The sequence below is a fragment of the Desulfobulbaceae bacterium genome, from assembly GCA_013792005.1.
In the GTDB taxonomy this organism is placed as follows: Bacteria; Desulfobacterota; Desulfobulbia; order Desulfobulbales; family VMSU01; genus VMSU01.
Genome location: VMSU01000158.1, coordinates 1 through 24,193, shown reverse-complemented (window position 1 = coordinate 24,193; position 24,193 = coordinate 1). Strand labels below are relative to the sequence as shown.

Annotated in this window: 26 protein-coding genes; 16 read left to right on the top strand and 10 right to left on the bottom strand. The window is 48.3% G+C overall.

The window, feature by feature from the left end:
- Positions 1-284: 284 nt before the first annotated feature.
- The 3 genes from FP815_09890 to FP815_09880 all read right to left on the bottom strand — a co-directional run bounded on the left by FP815_09890 (position 285) and on the right by FP815_09880 (position 2,136).
- Entirely contained in the window at positions 285-680 is a 396-nt protein-coding gene (locus FP815_09890) for a group 1 truncated hemoglobin (protein MBA3015248.1), read from the bottom strand.
- Positions 681-1,000: 320 nt separating this feature from the next.
- On the bottom strand, positions 1,001-1,216 hold the full coding sequence (locus FP815_09885) for a rubredoxin (protein MBA3015247.1): 216 nt from the start codon (positions 1,214-1,216) through the stop codon (positions 1,001-1,003).
- A 131-nt stretch (positions 1,217-1,347) separates the two neighbouring features.
- Positions 1,348-2,136, bottom strand: a complete 789-nt coding sequence (locus FP815_09880; GenBank protein ID MBA3015246.1) for a transposase — start codon at positions 2,134-2,136, stop codon at positions 1,348-1,350.
- A gap of 390 nt (positions 2,137-2,526) precedes the next feature.
- Between FP815_09880 and yjjJ the strand changes: the two genes are divergently transcribed.
- On the top strand, positions 2,527-3,846 hold the full coding sequence (gene yjjJ / locus FP815_09875) for a type II toxin-antitoxin system HipA family toxin YjjJ (GenBank protein ID MBA3015245.1): 1,320 nt from the start codon (positions 2,527-2,529) through the stop codon (positions 3,844-3,846).
- Between the two features lie 262 nt (positions 3,847-4,108).
- On the opposite strand, the gene FP815_09870 is transcribed toward yjjJ, so the two are convergent.
- The 3 genes from FP815_09870 to FP815_09860 all read right to left on the bottom strand — a co-directional run bounded on the left by FP815_09870 (position 4,109) and on the right by FP815_09860 (position 7,144).
- A complete protein-coding gene (locus FP815_09870) occupies positions 4,109-5,575 on the bottom strand; it encodes a hypothetical protein (protein MBA3015244.1) in 1,467 nt (488 codons plus the stop codon).
- Positions 5,576-5,687: 112 nt separating this feature from the next.
- The gene (locus FP815_09865; GenBank protein ID MBA3015243.1) at positions 5,688-6,878 is read right to left on the bottom strand and encodes a hypothetical protein; all 1,191 of its coding nucleotides are present in this window, start codon (positions 6,876-6,878) and stop codon (positions 5,688-5,690) included.
- Positions 6,866-7,144: a hypothetical protein gene (locus tag FP815_09860; protein ID MBA3015242.1), complete on the bottom strand. Its 279-nt coding sequence runs from the start codon at positions 7,142-7,144 to the stop codon at positions 6,866-6,868. Before FP815_09860 ends, FP815_09865 begins: the two co-directional genes overlap by 13 nt.
- 121 nt (positions 7,145-7,265) lie before the next feature.
- On the opposite strand from FP815_09860, the gene FP815_09855 reads away from it, so the two are divergent.
- Complete coding sequence (locus FP815_09855; GenBank protein ID MBA3015241.1) at positions 7,266-7,472, top strand: hypothetical protein; 207 nt, start codon at positions 7,266-7,268, stop codon at positions 7,470-7,472.
- Positions 7,473-7,499: 27 nt separating this feature from the next.
- Here the strand turns inward: FP815_09855 and FP815_09850 are convergent, their stop codons facing one another.
- From FP815_09850 to FP815_09835, 4 genes are all read right to left on the bottom strand, one after another.
- Positions 7,500-8,354, bottom strand: coding sequence for a hypothetical protein (locus FP815_09850; GenBank protein ID MBA3015240.1), 855 nt, complete (start codon positions 8,352-8,354; stop codon positions 7,500-7,502).
- The gene (locus tag FP815_09845; GenBank protein ID MBA3015239.1) at positions 8,351-9,193 is read right to left on the bottom strand and encodes a hypothetical protein; all 843 of its coding nucleotides are present in this window, start codon (positions 9,191-9,193) and stop codon (positions 8,351-8,353) included. The genes FP815_09850 and FP815_09845 overlap by 4 nt, the downstream gene beginning before the upstream one ends.
- Positions 9,194-9,317: 124 nt before the next feature.
- Positions 9,318-9,980, bottom strand: a complete 663-nt coding sequence (locus tag FP815_09840) for a hypothetical protein (protein ID MBA3015238.1) — start codon at positions 9,978-9,980, stop codon at positions 9,318-9,320.
- Positions 9,981-10,337: 357 nt separating this feature from the next.
- Positions 10,338-11,324: an oxidoreductase gene (locus tag FP815_09835; protein MBA3015237.1), complete on the bottom strand. Its 987-nt coding sequence runs from the start codon at positions 11,322-11,324 to the stop codon at positions 10,338-10,340.
- Between the two features lie 271 nt (positions 11,325-11,595).
- On the opposite strand from FP815_09835, the gene FP815_09830 reads away from it, so the two are divergent.
- The 14 genes from FP815_09830 to FP815_09765 form a co-directional block, all read left to right on the top strand.
- Positions 11,596-13,947, top strand: coding sequence for an amino acid permease (locus FP815_09830; GenBank protein ID MBA3015236.1), 2,352 nt, complete (start codon positions 11,596-11,598; stop codon positions 13,945-13,947).
- Positions 13,948-13,982: 35 nt separating this feature from the next.
- Positions 13,983-14,846, top strand: coding sequence for a sel1 repeat family protein (locus FP815_09825; protein MBA3015235.1), 864 nt, complete (start codon positions 13,983-13,985; stop codon positions 14,844-14,846).
- A 470-nt stretch (positions 14,847-15,316) separates the two neighbouring features.
- Positions 15,317-16,699, top strand: a complete 1,383-nt coding sequence (gene mpl, locus FP815_09820; protein ID MBA3015234.1) for a UDP-N-acetylmuramate:L-alanyl-gamma-D-glutamyl-meso-diaminopimelate ligase — start codon at positions 15,317-15,319, stop codon at positions 16,697-16,699.
- A gap of 289 nt (positions 16,700-16,988) precedes the next feature.
- On the top strand, positions 16,989-17,390 hold the full coding sequence (locus FP815_09815) for an NADH-quinone oxidoreductase subunit A (GenBank protein ID MBA3015233.1): 402 nt from the start codon (positions 16,989-16,991) through the stop codon (positions 17,388-17,390).
- The gene (locus FP815_09810) at positions 17,360-17,851 is read left to right on the top strand and encodes an NADH-quinone oxidoreductase subunit B (protein MBA3015232.1); all 492 of its coding nucleotides are present in this window, start codon (positions 17,360-17,362) and stop codon (positions 17,849-17,851) included. The genes FP815_09815 and FP815_09810 overlap by 31 nt, the downstream gene beginning before the upstream one ends.
- Before the next feature lie 76 nt (positions 17,852-17,927).
- Positions 17,928-18,398 carry an NADH-quinone oxidoreductase subunit C gene (locus FP815_09805; GenBank protein ID MBA3015231.1) on the top strand — a complete coding sequence of 157 codons (471 nt, stop codon included), beginning with the start codon at positions 17,928-17,930 and terminating at the stop codon, positions 18,396-18,398.
- Positions 18,395-19,513 carry an NADH-quinone oxidoreductase subunit D gene (locus FP815_09800; protein MBA3015230.1) on the top strand — a complete coding sequence of 373 codons (1,119 nt, stop codon included), beginning with the start codon at positions 18,395-18,397 and terminating at the stop codon, positions 19,511-19,513. The genes FP815_09805 and FP815_09800 overlap by 4 nt, the downstream gene beginning before the upstream one ends.
- Positions 19,514-19,654: 141 nt before the next feature.
- Positions 19,655-20,650, top strand: a complete 996-nt coding sequence (gene nuoH, locus FP815_09795) for an NADH-quinone oxidoreductase subunit NuoH (GenBank protein MBA3015229.1) — start codon at positions 19,655-19,657, stop codon at positions 20,648-20,650.
- Position 20,651: 1 nt separating this feature from the next.
- Entirely contained in the window at positions 20,652-21,089 is a 438-nt protein-coding gene (locus FP815_09790; GenBank protein ID MBA3015228.1) for an NADH-quinone oxidoreductase subunit I, read from the top strand.
- Positions 21,089-21,619 carry an NADH-quinone oxidoreductase subunit J gene (locus FP815_09785; protein MBA3015227.1) on the top strand — a complete coding sequence of 177 codons (531 nt, stop codon included), beginning with the start codon at positions 21,089-21,091 and terminating at the stop codon, positions 21,617-21,619. Before FP815_09790 ends, FP815_09785 begins: the two co-directional genes overlap by 1 nt.
- Positions 21,616-21,939, top strand: a complete 324-nt coding sequence (gene nuoK / locus FP815_09780; GenBank protein MBA3015226.1) for an NADH-quinone oxidoreductase subunit NuoK — start codon at positions 21,616-21,618, stop codon at positions 21,937-21,939. The genes FP815_09785 and nuoK overlap by 4 nt, the downstream gene beginning before the upstream one ends.
- An 11-nt stretch (positions 21,940-21,950) precedes the next feature.
- Positions 21,951-23,444: a monovalent cation/H+ antiporter subunit D family protein gene (locus FP815_09775; GenBank protein MBA3015225.1), complete on the top strand. Its 1,494-nt coding sequence runs from the start codon at positions 21,951-21,953 to the stop codon at positions 23,442-23,444.
- The gene (locus FP815_09770; GenBank protein MBA3015224.1) at positions 23,441-23,686 is read left to right on the top strand and encodes a hypothetical protein; all 246 of its coding nucleotides are present in this window, start codon (positions 23,441-23,443) and stop codon (positions 23,684-23,686) included. Before FP815_09775 ends, FP815_09770 begins: the two co-directional genes overlap by 4 nt.
- Positions 23,679-24,193, top strand: a 515-nt coding sequence (locus FP815_09765) for a Na+/H+ antiporter subunit D (GenBank protein ID MBA3015223.1), incomplete at its 3' end; no start/stop codon positions are given. The genes FP815_09770 and FP815_09765, both read left to right, overlap by 8 nt.

The window sequence follows — 24,193 nt, the reverse complement described above, 5'->3', positions numbered from 1 at the left end:
CTTTGGGCCATCTTTGGTCGCGACTCAATCACAAAATCCTCGACGTAGCGCTGCTACGCCTGCGGTTTTGTTCAATCGGTGCAACCAAATCTGTCCCAGATCCGGGCGCGATCCAGGTAAATTGGTATTTTCCGAGTCCCTAATAGTTTAGCGCAGGGTCTGGAGCCGACAAATTCTGCATGACCTGATCTGCGCCTTATTGCCTCAGGCGGAGGCTTGTTCTCGAATCAAAAGCACTGGTTGCCGGCAGCAAACAACTTCTCCCTCCGGCACGAATAGGGACGTCACCTGGTCTTACATAGAACATCGTTGCGCACGCTTTCTGCAATCGCGGCAGCTTCGCTAATCAATGCGTCTGGCACATTCAGCTCTTTTAGCGTGGCGCCAAGATGTTCCATGACCGCATCAAAATGTCCGTCGTTTAGCCCCTTTTCTACTAACCTAGTGTGCGCATTCCTGAGTGTGCTTCCTGTATATTTCTGTGGACCGCCGAATGCAAACGTCAAAAATGCTTTTTGCATACGAGATTGCCGTTTCATGTCAACATCTTGGAAGAAATGGTTTATTCGAGGATCTGCAAGGACCTTGTCGTAAAACATGTCAACTGCTACACTAATAGCATTTTCTCCCCCAAGCCGGTCATAAATAGATTCGTTCACCACTTGCTCCTTTTTAGAAATAGTAGTTGAGGTACCACATAACCGCCGCAATTAAGCTGCTGCCGCCACTGAAATTGACTTGAAAATCAGCTGCTCCCGGCGATAAGCCTGGATTATTTGTTTGGCGATTTTATCCTCATAAATCTGCATGTTATGCAGTGAATCCTTTCTATCACAATACTCATAAATTCTGTAACAAATGGCCTCATAATACTTATATAAAATTCCTGCAAATAATTTTTTTTTATCGAAATAGATTTCCTCTTTTTCACACGGACAAAATACCATGGCCTTGAATAGTTATTGCTACGGTCAACCAAATACCTGCGTGACTGGAAGGGCTAATTTTCACACTTAGCTTCTTTTGTTGACCCAATACCAGCCAAAGGTTTGAAACATTTTCTACTCCCTCCGCAAATTGGACACCTCCAATCGTCAGGGAGTTCATCGAAACTGGTGCCTGGGGCAATCTTTCCCTTTCTGTCCCCCTTATCAGGGTTATAAATATAGCCACAATTAGAGGTCTGACACTGATACATCTCATCAGGATTGGCCATTGCTTGCTCCTTCGCTCATCTAGATTGAATAATCGGTACGGTTTCACCTGTGAGATTAGTAATGAATATCAGCAACAATCACAACATATTTTCTGCGCCTGCGGGGTCGGACCGAATCAACCACTTGATAATTAAGGAAATATGTTCCAAAATAGACTGTTTCCATCGCTTAGACACTCATTTTCTATGCCGGAATCAATGCTATAAGATGCGCTTGGCTCTCGTAAGGTGTTCGCGTCGGCTAAACCCTCATGGATATTCCGCCCGATTGCTTTGAAACCAAGCGCTTCCTTAATTTCCATGACAAACTTTTTACTGCCGACCGCTACGCTCGCGCTCCATTCAGGTTCTTGGCCAGCCTCTGCCTTCAATGCCTCTTCTATCCAACCTGAATACACCGAAGCAAGCGCATTTTCATCAATGGCCAGCAATTCCTTAAAGCGATTCCTGGCGATGAGTCGATATCTGGCGGGAGGATTTATAATTTCACCATACCCCCCGTACGGCCATTCCCTCGGGTGCTGCACGACTCCTGCACGAACCATATTCAGATCGATATAAACAAGACACCGCGCAAGATGGACATCTGTATCTATAGCCGTGGCATGATACCGGTCTTCCCAGAATGCACCTTTTCGTTGCGTGCGGCGGTTATATTCTTGCGCTGTCCGCCCGGCGACAAGCTGCATAGATCTGGGTATGGTTTCTCGGTTTTCACCTCCATAGGCCAGGAGATGAATGTGGTTTAAGGTAATAGTAAAATTTAGCATCTCAAGATCGTATCTCTTTTTTGCCTCGAAAAGCCACCGAATCCAAGCCTGCCGATCCCGGCCAAAACGAAGCAAAAACTCTCTTTGGTGGCAACGGTGGGTAATATGCCACACATATCCCGGAATAAAGTATCTGTTCGCTCTCGGCACGGCGTTCGACGGTTAAAGTTGTTTTTTTCACCCCAAAAATACCCTTCTAAGGCTAGAAAACATAGCGGATGTCAACTTTATTTCAATTAAATAAGCATGTTAATTCGGTCCGACCCCGCCCCACCGAAAGCTAACGTGGTCATCAGTGGCCCCAGCATCAAGATTTGGCACCTTCCTTACGTTTCCCTGGCGGTCCACTGCATGCCCTGTTCGGCTTGTTTGCCGTTTTAATGCCCAGCCTTATAGATTACAACAATTCTAGTCATTTTTCTAGTCATCGTTCATTTTTAATAAAAAATATACATTGAAAATATAATAAGTTATGTGATATGCTACATGGCATGTTTCTAGTCTCAAAGCAAGTCAATTTGTTAACCAGGAGACCGGCAAATGCCATTATCAATTAGAGAATATTTAGAACGAGTCTCCGCAACATCAAAAGAAATACAGGCACAAACAGGCCTGAGCCAATCAGCTGTTGCGCGCCAATTAAGATTAATGGGCGATAGTTTGATTAAGCTCCAGAGTGGCCGAACACCAAGGTATGCCTTAACGCGTACTGCTTTTGGAGGCAATGACAAGCTCCCGCTAGGCATGATTGATGCTCACGGGAATACTGTTTTAGTCGCATACATACGACCTTTGGTCCATGGAGGTTTTTTTGTTGAACCAGCTACCGGGATGCCTCCTTTACTCTTGGGTGAAGGCAAAAATGGCCTTTATGATGATTTGCCATACTTTCTATTCGACTTGAGCCCCCAGGGTTTTCTTGGCAGACAGATAGCGGAAGAAATGGCTTCTCGGGACAACGATTTTCCCACTGACCCAAGGCGTTGGAGTGCAAATCATATCGGGCGCTACCTAGTGTCCAATGGCGACGATCTCCCTGGAAACTTTAAATTTGGCGAACAAGCGTTATTGCGATTAAGGCACAAGCCTGTACCAACCTCAGCCAATGACTATCCCGTACTTGCTGATAGTGTCATGAGTGGCATCATCCCTGGTTCCTCCGCTGGAGGAGAACAGCCAAAATTTACAGCCTTTTGTGGAGACCGCTTTGCACATGTAATCGTTAAATTCTCGCCAAAAGGAGACAACGACATCGCTAGGCGATGGCGAGACATCTTAATTACCGAATATCATGCCACAGAAGCTATTCATAGTGATGAAAATTTTCCTGCTTCCGAAACACGCCTCCTAGAAATAGATGGTAGACTTTTTTTGGAGTCGCAACGGTTTGATCGGTCTGGAGAATATGGCCGAATGTCGATGGTTTCGCTGCAATCAATTGATGCTGAGTTTACCGGATTAGGAGGTAACTGGCCCCAAGTGATGTATGCACTACACAAAAAAGACTTGATTAGTTGGCAGCATGTTTTTGATGCCGAATATTTATGGCATTTCGGACGACTCATTAACAACACAGACATGCATTTAGGAAATTTAAGCCTCGCAATAGAAGGAAATGTTTTCAGGTTGTTGCCCATTTATGACATGTGCTCTATGGGGTTTGCCCCTAAAAGCGGCGGGGAAGTCCATCCTTATGCCTTTGTGCCACCGGAAATTAAAGGAATAAACATCCGCGATGATGTTATCCCTGGAATCAAAGGAATGGCTCATGATTTTTGGGAAAGAGTTGCGAGTGATGAGCGTATTTCAAATGAGTTCAAAGCGTTCCTTTCCCGTGGGAACCCCATTGACTTGGTGTAACTCATAAAAATGACTATTGGGGAATCATTTTGTTAAATTTCCTGCCACGTTGCCGAACGTCAAACTCAGCCGACCGCGCCAATGAGGGTGCAGAAAAAAAATCAGCAGCTCCACGCGGTCGGCTGAAGTGCCTGGTTGGACGATTTTTTATCGGTTTGGCATTCACGAAATAATAAATCTGTCCCCTTTTTCTTCTCGTCAGCGCCGCCGACGTTCTCGCCATCTGGTGAATGCAATGGTTAAGCATTTACGTATTGTTTTATTATGGTTTTTCGATATTCATAAAAAATGCTGCAGGGAAACGATCAGGAAAATGTTTCCTTCTTTTGTATGAGGCTGCAAGAGTAGCTGCACCAACCGCCGCTGCCGCTGCCCCAACGAATAAGCCATGACCAGATGCTATTAAAGGCCCTGCAGCCAACAAACCAGCACCAGCTTCTCCACCCACAATTTTTATTAGGTCTTGATCAATCTTGTCCCATTCTTCTTTTGCTAAAGAAACTTCGTCACGTAATTCTTCTGCAAACAATCTGGCATTAGTTTCGTCAAACGGTTCCTCGGTACGAGCTTGTTTCCAAACTTTTAACAGAAAACTACGAAGTGACTCCAAACGGCCTTCCTTTCGTAACTGCAATGCGTGCTCTAGCTGCAAATTATTAAGAAATTTCAGAGGGGACTCCTGGAATGCTTTTGCAAAAGGAGACCAAACGCGATTCTCCGCATTGTTTTTAGAACGGTCAATTTCTATTTCGCGCCACTTATAATAAATATCTGTTACTAGATATGACTTTGTGATGCTTGCAGTTAATTGAGCTATATCATAACTGGCCCCTGTAGACATCATGTGTAACTGCCCATCTGACCCAGGCCCAACAGGTTCTAGGAAGTTCGGGTCACTTTCACGTTGTTTATTTACATATTTTAGAAAATCCTTTGCTGTATATCCGTCCTTCTCCAACCCAAGCTTTTTTATCAAGCCTTCGATATATGAATCAGGTGCACTCAGTAGTAGATGCGTTTGTGCCTGCTTTTCCATATGACGTTCTTTTAATTCTTCGACAGAGCGTTCGGAAGCCTCTTTAAGTTCAGCAGTTTCTTCAAATTTTTTCCTCTGCCTTTGCATTGATTCCCAATTCAACCGGCGATCAAAGTCAGCTGGGGTACGAATAATTTCTATAAGTCCAGATTCAATCCAAGGCAGGAGTGAAAGCCAAAAGTTTACATTTTTTAAAGTTTGCGTCCTGTATTGAGTTGGCTCTAAAATGGGATTGTATTCATCCCTTACACTGATAGGATATAGAAAGGGATCAACAACAAGAATTTTGTTAGCATAAATCGAATGTCTAACTATGCCACGAGAAATATATTCGATGTCGTAATCGCCGATATATAGCCCTGAGACATCGTCAGAGGTTGATTGAAGGATTGACGTGATATCGGTATTTGGTGCCCACACTTCGAAAATTGCTTCATGAATTTCACGGACTGCTTTCTCTGTGAACCCCTTTTTGTAATCTGCAAGATTTTTGTGCGAGTCTAATTGTAATATCTCTGCGATTCTGTTTACAAAATGTAGATTTCGGCCGCGAATTGACAAACAAGGTCTCCAATCACTGCCTGAACGAAAAATTCCATTCCAATCGACTTTTCCGAAGCAGCACTGCTTAAATTTCTTTCCAGTGCCACAAGGACAAAGATCGTTACGGCCTATTTTGGAGTTTTTTGCCATAGAATTTTATTTGCTTAACGTTTGCATCACCAGCGGCCCACCCAAGCTTGTCGCGTCAGCGCCGCCGCGCTTCTTGCCGTCTGGTGAATGCTTTTGTTCGGTTAAATGCTATTCATTCTTCCGTATGGCTCGATACGTATTGGGCTAAACTTTCATCAATACTATATAGTTGGTTATTATCTGTCTCGGAAACCTGCTTAAGAATACTGTTAGCCTCGATTGGTAAAGATGCTAACTTCTTCCATTCGATATCAATTTTTTCCAGCGTCTCTTCAAAAATAGATTTGTCTAGATACTTTTCGACATTCCTAAAAGTATCAGATATTTCAGTATAAATAAGACGTGTAAGTAGAAACATGGAAATTATATCTGCAAAATAATACCCAACCGGAACATCTGTTTCTTCATCGAAGTAATTTTCATCAACGTGGTCTAGGCAAAGAAAACCGAATATTACTCTGTCTACATTTTTTATATTTATTCTCTTTTTAAAATCTTCTGACAAATCGCTGTTCCAAAGAGTCATTGGGATTATAAGAGTTGATTTATAGAATGAAGAAGACTCGCCTGAGCCTGATTCAAAATCCTTCCAGCACGTCGCCCATAAATTATCTTTCTCTTTTCTGCTTACAGGTAACAAGTTGTAAAAACTTTTTTTCTTCTGTTGCTTAAGAAAGATTGAGCATTCATTTTTAAGTCTTGGGTTCGAGTAACTCCCTGCTAGAACGCTATCTGGCAAACTATTGTTTAAATAATATTTTCCTGTTTTTAGGATAGAAAAAAAGCCTGTATTTTTCTCTATTTCGCAATCAGAATAGTAGGGTACTTTTTTATTTCTAAAGACTGATACGACAGTATCTCTATTCTGAGTTCTAAAATTACCTTTTATACAGAAGCGAGGCTCTTGACTGCTACGTCCTAGGTAAAATAAACGCAAATATCTGAAATTCTGGAAAGTATGCTCAAACAAGCCTTTGTTGAGAAAATTCATAAGGTCTTGCATGTGCCAGTTTATTTTTTCTGTATCAATATTTTTATTTCTAAATTCATCCTTTATCAGCTTGTGACGTTCAGCTGCTAAAAATGAGTATTGAAGAAATGCCCCCTGGTTGTAGCACATGGATTTGCTCAAAACCTGTAACCAGGAATATTTTTTGTTATTTATCGTTATCTCATGTTTGGCAAGTTCCTTCTTGTTAGGATATGCAATTTCTGAAATTGCTTTATGCGGTTGAAAATAAGTGGTTGAGGCTTGACGCAGGATTGATGGCGTAGTTTTCAGAATGGCAGTTATTGTTCCCATAGTTCCCTCCAGAATTTAACTACTGACCAAATTATAAATATAATGAAACAAATTACATCAGCAACAAATAGAATATATTCAACTATTTTCAAAACAATACATATAAAGCCATCAACATTGGCAGATTCAAAAAAGTGAACTAAGCAGCTAAGTCCCCATGCTGCAAATGCTATTAAGATAAAGATGAGGGTACCAAGTAGAATGTGAACAAAAAATTTATAGAGGTGGTACCACCATCTATTTTTTATGCCATTTTCGTCTGACATTCACACCTCCTTATTTACGAAACCGAACGTTTAAACTGAGTGGCGGGCCAATGAAGCACGCTAAAACCGCAAAAGGTATTCCCGTCCACTCAAGTGACGGGTTATATGTCGGAGGTGGGTAATGGCACACGACTACGAAATTGAAACAATTAAAAGAATTTATACCAACGGGACAGGCGAGTATATCCATATTGGGCCAGATGCCGAGGGTTTGGACTTACTTGACATTAGGCAGTACGATGATACAGGAAAATGCACCGCACGAATAACAATGAGCAAGGAACAGGCGAAACTTGTTAAACAGGCATTGGACGAATTGGGCATATAACGATTGGTATAACCTGCCGGCCCCGTGCTAGTAGAAACAAGAAACAGAGCCTCTTCCGGTCAGGTTAATACCTTGGTTAGGGCTGTTTATTGCACAAAAATAATTGGGGTCCCTTATCCAATAGATAAATTCAGGAGGAGAAGATTCAAACCCATAATAAGCACATAGTAACTCTATGGCACGAAGCTGCTTATAGGAACCGTCTGTGCATTTTTCATGCAGTCTTAAAATTTCTTTTTTATCACAAAAGTTAAACCCTGTTTTAGTTCCCAATATTTTACTGAGTATCCCCAATAGTCTTTCTAGAAAATAAATTGAAAGTTGAATGTCGCATCCTTGGCGGTAGTAATTCTTGATATGCCGGGCATGGAGTAAAATATTTTTTTCATTTATGTCGATGTAGTTAAAATTTACCGCAGCACTAGAAACTTGCTCCCAGGAAAAAACATACAAACCAAGCGAAGCCAATTTTCGGATAAGAATGTTCCTTATGCTTATTGTCGCAATATCAGTGGCGGCGAGAACTCCTTTAGCTGTCTTTGGGATAAAAGATAAAATTTCGAGTAACTCGACATTGCCATTAATTTCCTTTTGGTAGTTCGGTGCTGGTTCCCAACCTTCTATAATTCCACTAAATTCTTCCTTGCTTCCTTCAACAAGTTGGCCTTCATCTAAAATATGTTTAAAGAAAAGGCTTCCATGGTTAACCATGTATTTCGCCTTATCAATTGTCATGCAGGTGACACTGTGCCCGTCTTCTTTTCTTTTTACTTTTTCTTTGAAAGGTTCCTGCAAACAACTCCCTACAAGCAACATGTCTTTATCTGAAGATATGTTGAAATCACCGCGTTTTCTGCTGCCAAATTCCACTGCTAGCATCATCGTATTACCTTTTTGAATATGGAATTAATAGTTGCTGAAAAAATACTAATCCCGGTCAAAACATTTAATATAACAAATAGATACCCTATGTCTGTATTGGGGGTGTAACCAGAGGCACCAAGTGTGGCCATTGTTGTTACGGTGAAATAGGTCGTTTTAATAATAGATTTTTGAGTAGGGGTAGAAAATAAGAAGTCTGCAAAAAGGTGGTTTGCGGAAACCAAACAGATGACAATTAGAAACGTTGTTACTATTAGGTTTGTTAATTTATAGCCATAACCTAAAGTTGCCCAATACAACCATGATATTATGTGATTTGGAAGATATTTATATGCTTTTGTGTTTTTCCTTTTTGCTTGGATGAAATCGTTTTTTCTCTTCCACAAACAAAAATAATATTCAGCTTCATTTTTGAATTCTACTTGTGATCCTTGGTAATAATTTTCTCTTAACTGCTGATAAAGATGAATCGCAATATTTGAATATTGTGTGTCAGTAATTGCTTTCCTGAATTGACTTGGTTTTGCGTAAACTGAACTCAATTTCGCTTTGAAAAAGTTACAATTTTCAAAGGAACAGTCATGAAATTCGACTGAATGGAACTCTGTCCCAATAAATAAACAATCTTTAAATATGCATTCTTTAAAAGTAGCCTTACTAATAGCTGTTTTTGAAAAAGAGACATTCTCAAATGTAATACCTGATATTCTTTTTTCCGCTAATTCTGGTGGAGAGTAAAGAATATTACAAAGGTGTTTGCTGACAAGAAGTTGTTGGTTGAACTTCTCAGCATCAAAGGTCTCAAATTGTGGATTTAGTTTAAAGAAATCTCTTAACATATTTCTTGTTCGATTTATATTTCCGGAGCCCTAACGTCGTGATCAGCGGTGGCGCCAATGAACTTGCCGCGTCAGCGCCGCCACCGTTAACGCCATCCGCTGAATTACATGGTTATACCATCTTTTATTCATCGAGCTTAATGGCCCATGGATTTTCACCTAGTGGTTTTATTGCCCAGCCATCTTTAAGACTTTTAGACATCTTCCATAATGGACGTTTCCAACCTTTTTTGTAGTTGTGGTATTTGTTATGATCTGCGCCCATTATTTTGTTTTGCAGAGGTGTTGTTTTGTGTTTCTCTCTGAATTCCCATAAGAGATCGGACTCAACCTCTTTAAAAAAATCCGAGTTGTTCCTTCTTTTTACCTCTGTCATCCAAAAACATAATGAAAAATCATAAATAGAATTTGTAATAGCTGGAATCCAAATTTTCAGATGATCGTTTATTCTGTTTTTTAGTGCCCCCCTACCAATATACAAAACCTGAGATACTTCTTTGCCATACTCAATTCCAATATTGTCCATCAATGTTATGACATAGACTCCTTTTTTTACATTTGCAAAGCTGCTCATATTTTCTTCTTTTTCTTCTTCCCAATAATATTCTATGTCTTTCAATATGCTATTTCGCACTTTGCTTTCAAGCCATGGAAATTCCGAAAATGGTTGGGAGTCTGAGTAATAAGACAATATATTTATATCTATGCCAAAATCCTTTGCGTAGTCACCAAGCTTTATAGGATCTTTTGTTCTTGCCCATCTGATTTCTATTTCATTTTCTGACATTAAGATGCCTTTGATATTTCTTTAGGTATAACAGTTTAATAAGTGGAAAGTTTTCCATCATACCACCTCATATATACGGACAAATTTTCCACTTATTGTAATATTATATAGGTAAATATGGAAAAAGGTGCCCATCACAGTCCACTTATTACCTACACCTGGTGAATTTTCCACTTATTGCGATATTAGGGGACAATTATGGAAAATCAAACCTTCGATCACCCCATATCAAGCGAAATGGCACATTGTATCTTTCTGGCACAACCCTGATATTTACCTAGGATGACAATCCTTGACATTTCCAACATAAAAAATCAATACTAAAATCCACCTTGTCGACCAAATCCCCAAGTATTTTCAGCGATTCACATCGACGACAACCCGACCACGAACCCGGCCAACAAGGAGTTCTGCTGCCATGGGAATCACCTCGGAAAGACCTATTTCGTGGGCAATCAGTTCCATTTTTGAGAGATCCAAGTCCTTCGCCAAGCCCGCCCACACCTCCAGCCGATGTTCACGAGGGCACATCACGCTGTCAATCCCGACCAAGGTTATACTGCGCAGGATAAAAGGGGCTACCGTGGCCGGAAAGTCCATCCCTCCCGCTAGGCCGCAGGCAGTGACCACTCCTCGATACCGGGTCGTGGCACACACGTTCGCCAGCACATGGCTGCCAACCACATCAACCGCCCCCACCCAACGCTCTTTGCCCAGAGGTTTTCCTGGCCGGTCAAAGTCTGATCGAGCAAGGACCTCTGCTGCCCCCAAGCCGAAGAGATAATCACTGTGTTCCGCCACCCGCCCGGTGACCGCAACCACCCGGAACCCACGCTTCGCCAGGATAGCAACAGCGCAACTCCCAACACCCCCGGCGGCGCCTGTAACCACGACATCTCCCTGCCCTGGGTGAACGCCATGTCGCTCCAGCGCGAGGACCGACAGCATGGCGGTAAAACCGGCCGTACCAAGAGCCATCGCCTGCTTAGGGTAGAACGCGGCAGGCAGAGGAACGAGCCACTCACCCTTGACCCGAGCCTTCTGGGCCAAGCCGCCCCAATGACCCTCCCCGACACCGCAGCCATTGAGGAGAACCGTCGAGCCGACCGCGATATCTGAGCAACTCGATTTCGCCACCGTCCCGACCAGATCAATGCCGGGAACCATCGGAAATTTCCGCACGACTGGGGCTTGACCTGTAATCGCTAACGCGTCCTTGTAATTTAATGACGAGTACGTAACATCAACGGTGACGTCGCCTTCCGGCAACTGCGCTTCATCGATATGAGTTATCGTTGCTCGGTACCCGGTGTCATCCTTGTCGATTAAAATGCCTTTGAACATTTTTCTCCTTTTTAATTGGTGCGTTATGATAGACACCGCCCTTCGGCTCCGCTCTCTGGACGGTTGACTCCGTCCAGAAAGTGTTTGGCCAGGCAGGGTGAATTAGATATCGCTTGAGAAAACCCAATCAGCCTTTCACCGGACACCACCAGGACCTGACAAAGAAGATGGACCGCACACAGCTCCGATGGTATGATATCTTTAATCAAGGCCAATTGTGCTGCGTTATCCGCCCCACACAGTCAACGGCTGCAATTCCTCTATCGAAATTATGAATGGACAATTCATCAAAACTCGCGGCACCCTGGGAACGGCGCCGGTCTTTCTAACCGCTATCTCAACCATTCTCGGCGCCATCATGTTTCTGCGTTTTGGCTATGCGGTGGGTAATGTCGGGTTTGTCGGCACCCTGGTCATCATCCTGATCGGCCATGCCGTAACCATCCCCACGGCCATGGCTCTAGCCGAAATCGCCACCAACCAGAAGGTGGAAGGCGGGGGCGAATATTACATCATCTCCCGCTCTTTTGGTATCATTCCAGGCTCGGCCATCGGCATATCCCTGTTTTTCTCCCAAGCAATCAGCGTGGCCTTCTACACCATTGCCTTTGCCGAGGCCTTCCGACCAGTGTTCGATTGGTTGGCGACAACCTACCATCTCCACATCACTGATGCCAGAATCGTCAGTCTGCCGGCGGTGATCCTACTGGGACTGGTGGTCATTATCAAGGGGGCTGATGTGGGCATCAAACTACTCTATTGGGTGGTCGGCGTTCTCTTCCTCTCCCTGGTGCTATTCTTTTGCGGTTCAACCGACTACACTTCGAAATTAGACTACCACACCTTCATCGATACCATAGCCCACCCGGACAACTTCTTTTTAGTCTTCGCCATCTGTTTCCCCGCCTTTACCGGGATGACAGCGGGCGTCGGGCTCTCCGGCGATCTGCGCGACACCAAGCGCTCGATCCCCTTAGGCACCCTGACCGCCACCTTAAGCGGGATGGTGATCTATATCTTCATCGCCTACAAACTGGCAACCTCGGCCAGCCCCTTGGATCTCAGCCAGGACCAGCTGATCATGGCGAAAATTGCCCTTTGGGGACCGATCATCCCCATCGGCCTTGCCTGCGCCACCATCTCTTCAGCTTTAGGGTCCGCCCTGGTAGCGCCTCGGACCCTGCAGGCCCTTGCCGCAGACGACGTTTTCCCCTTCAAGCCTTTAACCGCTTGGCTGGCTAAAGGCCAAGGAGCAGCTGCCGAGCCGCGCAACAGCTCCTTGGTGGTGTTCGCAATCGCGATTTTCTTTGTGATGATGGGCGATGTCAACTTTGTCGCTCAAGTAATCTCGATGTTTTTCATGGTGACCTACGGTTCGATCTGCCTGATTTCCTTTCTGGAGCACTTTGCCGCTGACCCGTCCTATCGCCCGGCCTTCCGATCCAAATGGTATATTTCCCTGTTCGGGGCCGTGGCCTGCACCTGGCTGATGTTCAAGATGAGCGCGCCCTATGCCATCTTTGCCATCCTGGTGATGATGGCGCTCTATCTGTGGATCAGCTACAATAACCCGGAACGCCGCGGCATGGCCTCTATCTTCCAAGGCGCAATCTTTCAGATCAGCCGCCAACTCCAGATATTTCTTCAAAAATCGACTCAACACAACACCGAAGAACGCTGGCGTCCCTCCGTGGTCTGCATCTCATCCCACTCCTTTGAACGGATGGACGCCTTCAACCTGCTGCGCTGGATCTCCCACCGCTTCGGTTTCGGCACCTATATCCATCACCTTAACGGCTACCTGAGCCGCGAATCGGTCACCATCTCCCAGGATGTCTTCCAGCGCCTGGTCCGCCTCACTGCGGTAAGCCATTCAAATATCTATGTCGACACCTTAACCAGCCCGTCCTATACGACAGCGGTGGCCCAAGTTGCTCAGCTGCCGGGAATATCGGGTAAAGAAAACAACCTGATGCTCTTTGAATTTTCCCGTACCAATGATACCGATGAGTTAAATGACATCATCACCAACTTTAAGATGGTGGTCGCTTCTGGTTTCGACATCTGCATTCTCGGCTCAACCCCAAGGGACTATGGATATCATAGCGAGATTCACGTCTGGATCACCCCGGAGGATTACGACAACGCCAGCCTGATGATCCTCCTGGCCTACATCATCTTGGGGCACCCGGACTGGGACATGGGTGAGATCAAACTCTTTGCCTCCTTTCCAAGCCATGAAATTAACGAGCAGAAAGATCGGCTCCTCGGACTGATCAAGGATGGCCGGATGCCCATCTCTGCCAAGAACGTTGAGCTGATCCCCGCCGATCCCGGCACCAGCAGAAAAGAGCTGATCTGCCGCCAATCCAGGGATGCGGATCTAATTATCCTCGGCCTGGTAGGCGAGGCCCTGCTGCATCAGAAAGATAAACTGTTCCGGGGCTATGACGGCGTAGGCAATATCCTCTGGGTCAATACCAAAAATGAGATTCAACTCAGCCGCGAGGAAGACGAGGAGGCAAAGAAATCCCCCCCCCTCCCCTCCGAACCTGTGGCCGCAGAAAAACAACCCAAGAATAGAGAAATTGAACCGCCTGCCGAAACACCTTCAGCGGCATAAGAGATGATCATTACCAACCTAACGGCGAGATACTGATGACAACACGACACAGATCACAAACATTTTTGTTGGCCCTGCTAACGATGGGACTGATGCTGACCGGCAGGACTACTCTGGCGAGCGATGCCGCCACTTATAACACGACACTCCCCCTGGCCCAAAATGGCGATCCGGAAGCGCAATATACGCTGGGAAACCACTTCACCCAAGGCAATGACGCCGAAAAAGACCTAAAACAGGCCGCTTTCTGGTACTTCAGGGCCGCGCTCGCGGGCCATGCCGATGCTCAATACCATTTAGGGCTGATGTATGACTCCGGCTTAGGAGTGGCGCAAGACTACACTCAAGCCCTTACCTGGTACGGCAAGGCGGCAGCACAAGGCCATTCGGAGGCTCAATCGCACAAAGAGAAAATTCTTAGTCATATTGACACAGTGGAACGCTCCGCAGATCAAGGGGAAGCCGAAGCTCAGTGCACCCTGGGAGATATGTATGCCAATGGCAACGGAGTCCCCCAGGACGATGAACGCGCTGTCGCATGGTATCGGAAAGCGGCAGAACAGGGAGCGGCAGCTGGCCAATTCAAACTCGGTTTCATGTATGCCCAAGGGAGAGGAGGCCCCCTTGACTCCGAACAATCCGTCGCATGGTACCGCAAGGCCGCGGAACAAGGCCACGCAGACGCAGAATATCATTTGAGCACCATGTATTACAAAGGCCTTGGCGTGCCGCAAGATAAGGTGACCGCCTATGCCTGGCTCAGTGTAGCCTCAGCCCAGGGCCATACAATTGCGACTAAAAATAATGCCTTTGCCGCCAGCAGACTGACACCTGCCCAACTGAGTCAGGCCCAGATTCTGACCAAAGAACTCCAGGCCAAAATTACCGACACACGCTGACCATCATCGTCTCTCCGTAACAACTCTTTGCTCCCAATGAGCCGCAACACATTGACCTTGACAGCACTGACCATGCACGGTACTTTCGGGGCCAGGGAGGGCCAGACCGGTTTTTCCTACCTGCAGGGGTCTCTGCCGGCAAACTAGAACTGGCCTTCTTCGCGCCGGCAAGACTCCGTGCTGATTGTCAAACATCTATCGATCACTCTTTCACCATGACAACAGACAAAACACCTACCGCTGAAAAGCCCGTCTCCGAGGAGGCCATCCTCAAAGTCGCCAAAGAGGTCGCCATCAAGTTCATCGAAGTGGGCCGCCTTACCCCTGGCAACTTCAACGAAACCTTCCGTGACCTCTACGTCGGCATCAAATCCACCATCCGCGGTCAATAAAACTTTCCTCCCGTGACCGCCATCGAACTGCAACCTTCTCTGAACCATCGACCAGCCACGATCCGCCACATCCACCTGATGGGAATTTGCGGCACGGCAGTTGGCGCCCTGGCCGGCATGCTGCAAGCCCAAGGGTACCTCATCACCGGCTCCGATCAGCAGGTCTACCCGCCGATGAGCGACTACCTGGCAAGTTTAGGCATTACCGTCACCTCAGGATATGCCCCGGAAAATCTTGAACCCAGGCCCGACCTGGTCATCGTCGGCAATGTCATCACCCGCGCCAACCCCGAGGCCGTGGCCTTGGCCGAAAGGGAGATCCCATACCTCTCCATGCCCCAGGCGTTAGGACAATTCTTTCTCTCCGGAAAACAGTCTTTGGTGGCCTGCGGCACCCACGGCAAGACCACTACTTCGTCGCTCCTGGCCACGATCCTGCACTATCTTGACAGCGATCCCGGATTCATGATTGGCGGTCTGGTCCAAGAGTTCGGCCGCAATTTCCGCATCGGCCAAGGTCCCTATTTTGTGGTGGAAGGTGATGAGTACGACACCGCTTTTTTCGACAAGGGTCCGAAATTCCTCCACTACCAGCCCACCATCGCCATCATCACCAGCATTGAATTCGACCACGCCGACATCTATGCCGACCTGGAAGCAGTCAAGAGCTCCTTCCGCAAACTGCTCCGGATCATGCCCGCTGACGGCTGCCTGATCGCCAACCTTGACGACCCGGTAGTCGTCGAATTATGTCGGGAGGCGTCATGCCAAGTGTTGGGCTACGGCGAAGGAGACGACTCTTTCTGGCGACTTGCCGACCTTGACATCCGTGCCGATGGCACGACCTTTACCGCTTACCGGGATGATGCGCTCTTTGGTCACTTTACCACCCGGATGCCGGGGCGGCACAACGCCATGAATACCCTGGCGGTAATCGGGGTATTGGATCAGCTCGGGTTTTCCGCCGCCGCCATTGCCGATAAACTCCCTCGTTTTCCCGGTGTCCGCAGGCGGCAGGAGGTTCGGGGCGAGGTCAACGGCATCACCGTCATTGATGATTTCGCTCACCACCCGACCGCCGTTCGCGAGACGCTCGCCGCCCTTCGTGCTGCCTATCCTGGGCGTCGGCTGGTGGCAGTCTTTGAACCGCGGACCAACTCCAGCCGCCGCAAAGTATTTCAAGATGATTACGTCCTAGTCTTTGATCACGCCGATCAGATAATAATCAAAGAACCCATGGCCATCACCTCGCTCACCGAGGATCAGCGCTTTTCCTCCCGGCAACTGATTGATGACCTGATTACACGCGGTCGCCACGCCACCTATTTCGCCGACACTGATGCTGTGATCTCCTCCCTGGCCCACACCTCACAACCGGGCGATGTTATTGCCATCATGTCGAACGGCGGCTTTGACAATATCCATACTCGGCTGCTCGCTGCCCTTAAAAATCACGAGTAACATCTGCTTGCCCGCATTTTTTTTTACCGTTCTAATACTCTCATCACTCCTACCATGTGGGTATTCCTCCCCAAAGTCACCTATCAGTCCAAGTTAACTCATCGTTTTCACACAAAAGTTTTAAATATTTACCAATAGGTGTATTTACCTATATTTTTATGAATCTCCATTCAGTATTTTCTTGACATCAAGTTTTGATTGATATACAAAAGGACAACTCGTGAGGAAATGACCTCCACGAAACCCGTAAGAAAGTCCTCCGCTCGACATATTTTTCAGGAGATGCGTTTTGGATCAACGATCAACCATTGACTTACTTTACGTTGCAGCATTTTTCCTCGGCGGCTTAGGCTTTGCTGTTGGACCCTTCATTATTGCCACTCTCTTCTCCCCCCGTGGCACTCGAAATCTCGCCAAAAAAACCAACCAACTGATCGAATGCGGAATGCCACCCATCGGCGACGCCTGGATCCGTTATGGCATTATCTACTATCTTTACGCCCTTATCTTTCTCGCTTTTGATGTTGATGTCCTTTTTCTGTTCCCCGTAGCCATGGCCTATAGCAAGGCAGCTCCAGTCAGCGGTTTCATTGAGGTCGTTCTCTTTGTCGCCATCCTGACTCTGGCATTGGTTTACGCCTGGAACAAGGGAGTATTTGAGTGGAAACGGAAAAACTACAACCGGCAATAGTCCAACTGGCGGTATTGGATGATGTCCTGGCCCTAGGTCGGGCCAACTCCCTGTGGCCGATGACCTTTGGTCTAGCCTGCTGTGCTATCGAAATGATGGCAGCCGGCGCCTCCCGCTTTGATCTGGCCCGCTTCGGCGCCGAGGTCTTCAGACCATCACCCAGACAATGTGATGTGATGATCGTGGCCGGCACCATCTCTCACAAGATGGCTCCGGCTGTCAAGACCCTCTACGACCAGATGCCCGAGCCCAAATGGGTCATTGCCATGGGTAACTGCGCTATTTCAGGCGGCCCCTTCGTTTTTGAGGGCCAGTATGGAATCGTGGAGGGAGCTGATAAATTTCTGCCTGTTGACATCTACATCCCCGGCTGCCCACCACGCCCCGAGGCGCTGATCGAAGGCATCCTCGAACTTGAAGAAAAGATAACCGGCTACAGACGCTGGCCCCGGGTCAAGTGAGGACGACATGCTTCTTGAGACATTAAAAAAAGCCCTGGAATCCTTTGCCGTCACTGACGAAATCGTGGTGACCAAAATGATTCCACCTCCACCTCCTGCCGAAGGTGAAGCGCCGGGAAAACCGGTTGAAGTCAAAGAGACGGTCGAGCAGCTGATGATCTTCACCCCGGACTATACCAAGAAAGGGTACCACCTAGACGTCAAGGTCACCCCACAGGACCTGCCAGCCATCGCCCAGATACTGATCAAGCACAAATTCTTTATAGAATCGATCACCGGGGTGGATTGGATCAAGGAGCAGCAGATCGAAGTGGTATACGACTTCAACCTCTGGGAAGAACTCTGCCGGGTGGTAATCCGTACCCGTACTGACCGCTCTACCCCTGAAGTCCCTACTATTTCAGAAATTTATCACGGTGCTAACTGGCACGAACGCGAAACCCACGACTTCTTTGGCGTCAACTTCACAGGTCACCCAGACTTAAGCCCACTGCTCTTGGTGGACGACGCCGATTTCCATCCACTGTTAAAGGATTTCAAGGCATGAGCGTGGACGTCATCGACAAATCACTTGAAACCTTTGTCCTGAACTTAGGCCCCCAGCACCCTGCCACCCATGGCGTGCTCCGGGTCAAGTTGACCATGGACGGAGAGTATATTGTACACGCCGAGCCGGTATTAGGCTATATCCACCGGATGCATGAAAAGATGGGCGAGAACCGGACCTGGGCTCAATTCATGCCCAACACCGGTCGACTCGACTACCTTGGAGCCCTCTCCTACAATCATGGCTATGCCCTGACAGTTGAACGTGCCGCCGGCATCGAAGTCCCGGAACGGGCAGAGTATATCCGTGCCATCACTGTCGAGATGAACCGCATCGCCAGCCACCTGCTCTGGTTCGGCGCGTTTGTCCTTGACCTGGGCGGCTTCACTCCGCTGCTTTATGCCTTCGATGATCGTGAACAGATCCTTGATCTCCTGGAATCGGTAACAGGCGCGCGGCTCACCTTCTGCTATTTCCGCTTCGGCGGGGTCTATAATGACATTGATGAGACCTTCATCACCGGTTGTCGCGCTTTTATCAAGCGGCTCCGTTCCCGGATGCCGATGTACCATGACTTGGTCACCAACAACATCATCATGATCAAGCGGCTCAAAGATATTGGCCACATCTCACAAGATATGTGTCGACGTTATGGGGCCACCGGTCCGGTGCTGCGCGGCTCCGGCGTCGACTTTGACGTCAGGAAGCAGGAACCATACTCAGTCTACCCTGAATTTAAGTTCGACATCCCAGTCTATGACGAATGTGACTCCATGGCCCGCTACATGGTGCGCATGGACGAGATTGAACAAAGCATGCGAATCGTCGAGCAGGGGTTGGACAAACTGCCAGATGGCCCGACCATGGCTGAAAAAGCGCCAAAAATAATCAAACCGGAAAAGGGAGATTATTATTGCTCGGTTGAAGCGGCACGTGGTTCGTTCGGTATCCGTGTTGTGTCAGACGGCACCAACACCCCATACCGCTTGAAACTCCGTTCACCGACCTTCTCCAACTTAAGCCTTTTTTCCGAGGCCTGCCAGGGAATGCTCCTGCCCGACGCCTTGGCCCTGATGGGAACGCTGGATTTAGTCATTCCTGAGATAGACCGGTAAGCCGTTGCACAGAATTAACCTTGCCATTCACCATAGTTGACTCGGCATACGGAGCACTAAAGTAACGATCATCATTGCACAAGATGTTTCGTGACGGCTCTTAAGCATTTACGACCTTTTAACCACCTGTAAAGGGACACGATGAACAACGAACTTATCCGATTACTGGCCTTCCTGGTGGGGATTATCGCCTTTGCCGCCCTGAACGCCGCCTATCTGGTTTGGGTCGAGCGAAAAGGGGCGGCTCATTTCCAGCGCCGCATCGGACCCAAAGAGGTCGGACCTTACGGCCTTTTGCAACCGCTGGCTGACGGCGTCAAGCTGATGACCAAACAGCTGCTGGTCCCGGATGGGGTTGATCCGATACTGTTCAAGATCGCCCCGATCATGCTCCTGGTACCGGCTATCATGTCATTCGTCACCATCCCCTTCGGTGAACATCTGGCAGCCCGTAATATCGACTTGGGGCTGTTGATGATCTTCGCCTTTGCCTCGGTCAACGTCTTGGGCCTCCTCCTCGGCGCCTGGGGATCAGCTAATAAATATGCAGTCATCGCCGCAGCCCGCGTTATCTCCCAGAATATCGCCTACGAGATTCCCATGCTGCTCACCACCATTGCCCTGATCATGGCGACCAGCACCATGAACTTAAATGAAATCGTCAGTCAACAGGGCGGGGGCATCTGGAACTGGAATCTGATCCGCTTGACCTGGAGCGCAAGTCCCTTAACACCGATTGCCTTTCTGATCTTCTTCACCACCATGCTGGCTGAGACCAACCGCGCACCCTTCGATATGGCCGAGGCCGAAAGCGAACTGGTGGCTGGGGCCTTTACCGAATATTCAGGCATGGGTTTCGGTGTCTTCTTCATGGGTGAATATGCCAACATCGTCATCGGCGCAGCCCTCACCACCATCCTGTTCCTGGGCGGATGGCAGAGTCCGCTACCCTTTCTGCCCAACAGTGTAATTTGGTTCCTGATCAAAATGTACGCTATTATCTTTACCGTGGTCTGGATCCGCTGGACGTACCCCCGGACCCAGTTTTACAACTTGCTTAACCTGTCATGGAAGATTCTGATTCCGTTTTCACTCGCCAACCTGATTGTCACGGCCGGCTGGTTAAAGGTGTTTTAAGATGGCCTATTTCAACGAAATATTCACCGGCACCAAGAGCCTGTTTGTGGGACTCGGCATCACTATCAAGGAGTTTTTCAAACCGGTAGTGACCGTTCAGTATCCCCACGAAACTATTACGATGTCTGCCCGGTTTCGCGGCCATATCGAACTCACTCGAGACCTCGACACCGGCGGCAACAAATGCATTGTCTGCGGCATGTGCCAGAAGGCATGCCCCTCCGGCTGCATCACAGTCGAAGGAGAAAAACGCGAAGGAGTTAAGGGTAAGGTGCTGACCGTTTACCGTCTCGATTTTACCAAATGCAGCCTCTGCGGGATGTGCGTGGAGAGCTGTAAACCGAGCGCCATCGATTTTTCCAAGGACTACAATCTCGCAGGACCCAGCCGCGAGGCCTATGTCTTTGATTTGCTTAAAAGGTTGGAGGAGCAACGTTAATGAATCACACACTCCTTTCAGCGGAAGGACTCTCCGGGCTGGTTTTTCTAAGCATGATAGCAGCCACTGTAGTTGGCGCCCTGATTGCCATCCACAGTAAACGACTGGTACGAGCCGTCGCCGGATTAAGTTTATGTTTTACCGGGGTTGCCGGCCTCTACTATTTTCTCAACAGCCCCTTTGTCGCGCTCATGGAGATGCTGATCTATGTTGGTGCAGTCTGCGTAACCATCATCTTCGCCGTGATGCTGGCCGAACCTCGGGCCGAAAACAAACCAGGCAAGGGAAGCGGCATGGGCGCATTATTTGGAACTATAGTCGCCGGGCTTGTTTTTTTTGGAGTTGCTGCAGTCAGCACCACCACCAACTGGAAGGCCGCTCCCGCTAAAATTAACGACGGTTCAGTGACTGAGGTCGGCCTGTCGCTGCTAACCTCGTACAGTATGGTGTTTGAACTCATCTCAGTCGTCTTGCTGGTCGCCATCATCGGCGCCCTAGTATTGGCCCACTCAGGCAGGGAAAAAGTATGATGCTAGCGCTCAGTTCACAACTTAACACCTACCTTTTAATTGGCGCGTTCCTCTTTGCTGCCGGTTTCTACGGGCTGGTTCAACGCCGCAGTCTGATCGGCATGCTGATCGCAGGGGAACTGGTGCTTTCCGGAGCCTCAGTCAACTTGATGGCCTTCAACCACTTTCTAGCCCCGGACCCTACGGTCGGACAAATATTTACACTGTTTATTATGGGTATTGCTGCGGCAGAAGCCGCCATCGCCCTCAGTATAATCATCGCCGTCTATCGAAATTATAAATCTATTGACGCGCCAGATCTACACGATCTCCAGGGATAAGAGGACCTGCCATGACCGGTTCCGTACCAGATATCATCGAATCAACCAAACTGATCACCGCCATCATGGTGCCGCTTATCGGCTCCGTAGCAGTGATGCTCAGCGGTGAAAAACGCCCTAACCTTCGCGAGTCCTGCTCTGTGGTGTCGGCGGTCATCATGTTCTCGATAATCGCCTCCATGGTGCCCGATGTCCTTGCCGGGCGAACATTACACTGTGTGTTGTTCAAGATCCTGCCCGGCGTCTCCGTTACCCTGCGCGCCGACGCCTTTTCAATGATCTTCGCCCTGGCGGCCTCGTTCCTTTGGATACTCGCAGCCTTCTACTCCATGGGGTATATGCGCGGTCTTAATGAACACGCCCAGACAAGGTTCAACGCCTGCTTTGCCCTGGCACTGTTCGGGGCCATGGGTGTCGCTTTTTCGGACAATCTGTTCACCCTCTACCTGTTCTATGAAATCGTTTCGGTCTGCACCTATCCACTGGTCGCTCATCATCAGGATCAAGAGGGGTATGACGGCGCACAAAAATACATTGTTTATCTGACGACCACTGCCAAGGCCTTCCTGTTGCCTGCCTTGGTCTTGATCTACGTTTTGACCGGCACCCTTGACTTCGCCTCGAATATTTCAACCGGCATCTTTCCGGCTGGTGTCAACTCCACTCTGGTCACCATCCTGTACATCTTCTGCATCTTAGGTTTTGCCAAAAACGGAGTCATGCCCTTTCATCACTGGCTACCCGGCGCTATGGTGGCCCCGACACCGGTCTCCGCCCTACTCCATGCCGTAGCCGTGGTCAAGGTCGGGGTCTTCTCCACCACCAGGGTAATGCTTTATACTTTCGGTGTTGATACCATGGACGCTTTGAATTTAGGCATCCCCACCGCCTACTTCGTCTCGTTTACTATCCTGATGGCCTCGGTGATCGCTCTTTCAAAAACCAACCTCAAGGCACGGTTGGCATACTCAACAGTCAGCCAACTCTCCTACATCATCTTGGGTGTCGCCATGCTCACCCCAGCCTCGATTAACGGGGGCTTGATCCACATTGCCAATCATGCCTTCTCCAAAATCACCCTGTTCTTCTGTGCCGGCGCTATTTATGTCGCGACTCACAAAAAAGATATCTCAGAGATGAGCGGACTGGGACGTACCATGCCCTTCACCTTCGCCGCCTTCGGCATCGCCTCGTTATCGATGATCGGGGCGCCCCCGGTAGCTGGCTTTGTCACCAAATGGTATCTCCTGGTCGGGTCGATGCAGGCCCACCAGATCGGGCTACTGTTGGTGCTCCTGGCCAGTACACTCCTTAATGTCGGCTATTTTGCGCCGGTAACCTATAACGCTTTTTTTGGCAAGCGCCCAGCAGGTGAGCCTTATGAAGGGATCAAGGAGGCGCCGCTATCCATGGTCATTCCAATTATGATTGCAGCGACCATCTCGGTGGTCATCGGCATATTCCCTGACTTCATGATGCAATTCGTCAAGGCGGTGACAGGATGATAGTTGAACTGATAGATTACTTTCGCGACCGGCTGTCTACGGTTATCCGCTGCTGCTATGCGGTCCTGGCAGCCCTGGTCATCATCGACATCTTTGTTGACAAGCACCATGCCCACACCTGGCCTGAGCATATCCCCGGCTTCTGGGCTCTGTTTGGCTTCGTGGCCTGCGTGGCCATTATCATTATCTCCAAGTGGTTTGGTCACCAAGGAATCATGACCCGCGAGGATTATTATGACTGAAACCTGGATCCATCCATCCCTGATCCTCATCGTCGGGGCTCTGTTACTTCCCCTGTTTAAAGGGATGCCCCGCCGCACTATCTTGATGCTGGTGCCGGTGCTGACTTTCATCAACATCTGGACCTTCAGTCCGGAAGGGGTCTGGGGCAGCGTCCAGTTTCTTGACTGGCAGCTGATCTTTGGGCGCATCGACCGTTTAAGTCAGGTCTTCGCCTACATCATGAGCCTGATGTGCATCATCGGCACCCTCTACGGCCTGCATGTTGAAGATGATATGCAGCATATCACCGCCTGGCTCTATGTCGCTGGTTCCTTAGGCGTCATCTACGCCGGGGACTTTCTGGTCTTGTTCCTGTTCTGGGAACTGATGGCCTTCTCCTCGGTATTCCTGGTTTGGTTCAGAAAACGCGAAGAGTCCATCGCCGCAGGCTACCGCTACCTCTTGGTCCATACCGCTGGCGGCTTGATCCTGCTTGCCGGCATCATGCTACGCTACAAGGCGACTGG

Excerpts from the sequence above, each read along its gene's own strand:
- nuoK (MBA3015226.1), top strand. The coding sequence starts at position 21,616 with ATGATGCTAGCGCTCAGTTCACAACTTAACACCTACCTTTTAATTGGC.
- FP815_09885 (MBA3015247.1), bottom strand. The coding sequence starts at position 1,216 with ATGGCCAATCCTGATGAGATGTATCAGTGTCAGACCTCTAATTGTGGC.
- FP815_09840 (MBA3015238.1), bottom strand. The coding sequence starts at position 9,980 with ATGTCAGAAAATGAAATAGAAATCAGATGGGCAAGAACAAAAGATCCT.
- FP815_09850 (MBA3015240.1), bottom strand. The coding sequence starts at position 8,354 with ATGATGCTAGCAGTGGAATTTGGCAGCAGAAAACGCGGTGATTTCAAC.
- FP815_09870 (MBA3015244.1), bottom strand. The coding sequence starts at position 5,575 with ATGGCAAAAAACTCCAAAATAGGCCGTAACGATCTTTGTCCTTGTGGC.
- FP815_09830 (MBA3015236.1), top strand. The coding sequence starts at position 11,596 with ATGAATGGACAATTCATCAAAACTCGCGGCACCCTGGGAACGGCGCCG.
- FP815_09775 (MBA3015225.1), top strand. The coding sequence starts at position 21,951 with ATGACCGGTTCCGTACCAGATATCATCGAATCAACCAAACTGATCACC.
- nuoH (MBA3015229.1), top strand. The coding sequence starts at position 19,655 with ATGAACAACGAACTTATCCGATTACTGGCCTTCCTGGTGGGGATTATC.
- FP815_09790 (MBA3015228.1), top strand. The coding sequence starts at position 20,652 with ATGGCCTATTTCAACGAAATATTCACCGGCACCAAGAGCCTGTTTGTG.
- FP815_09845 (MBA3015239.1), bottom strand. The coding sequence starts at position 9,193 with ATGTTAAGAGATTTCTTTAAACTAAATCCACAATTTGAGACCTTTGAT.
- FP815_09865 (MBA3015243.1), bottom strand. The coding sequence starts at position 6,878 with ATGGGAACAATAACTGCCATTCTGAAAACTACGCCATCAATCCTGCGT.
- mpl (MBA3015234.1), top strand. The coding sequence starts at position 15,317 with ATGGGAATTTGCGGCACGGCAGTTGGCGCCCTGGCCGGCATGCTGCAA.
- FP815_09805 (MBA3015231.1), top strand. The coding sequence starts at position 17,928 with ATGATTCCACCTCCACCTCCTGCCGAAGGTGAAGCGCCGGGAAAACCG.
- FP815_09800 (MBA3015230.1), top strand. The coding sequence starts at position 18,395 with ATGAGCGTGGACGTCATCGACAAATCACTTGAAACCTTTGTCCTGAAC.
- FP815_09785 (MBA3015227.1), top strand. The coding sequence starts at position 21,089 with ATGAATCACACACTCCTTTCAGCGGAAGGACTCTCCGGGCTGGTTTTT.
- yjjJ (MBA3015245.1), top strand. The coding sequence starts at position 2,527 with ATGCCATTATCAATTAGAGAATATTTAGAACGAGTCTCCGCAACATCA.
- FP815_09825 (MBA3015235.1), top strand. The coding sequence starts at position 13,983 with ATGACAACACGACACAGATCACAAACATTTTTGTTGGCCCTGCTAACG.
- FP815_09770 (MBA3015224.1), top strand. The coding sequence starts at position 23,441 with ATGATAGTTGAACTGATAGATTACTTTCGCGACCGGCTGTCTACGGTT.
- FP815_09860 (MBA3015242.1), bottom strand. The coding sequence starts at position 7,144 with ATGTCAGACGAAAATGGCATAAAAAATAGATGGTGGTACCACCTCTAT.
- FP815_09855 (MBA3015241.1), top strand. The coding sequence starts at position 7,266 with ATGGCACACGACTACGAAATTGAAACAATTAAAAGAATTTATACCAAC.
- FP815_09835 (MBA3015237.1), bottom strand. The coding sequence starts at position 11,324 with ATGTTCAAAGGCATTTTAATCGACAAGGATGACACCGGGTACCGAGCA.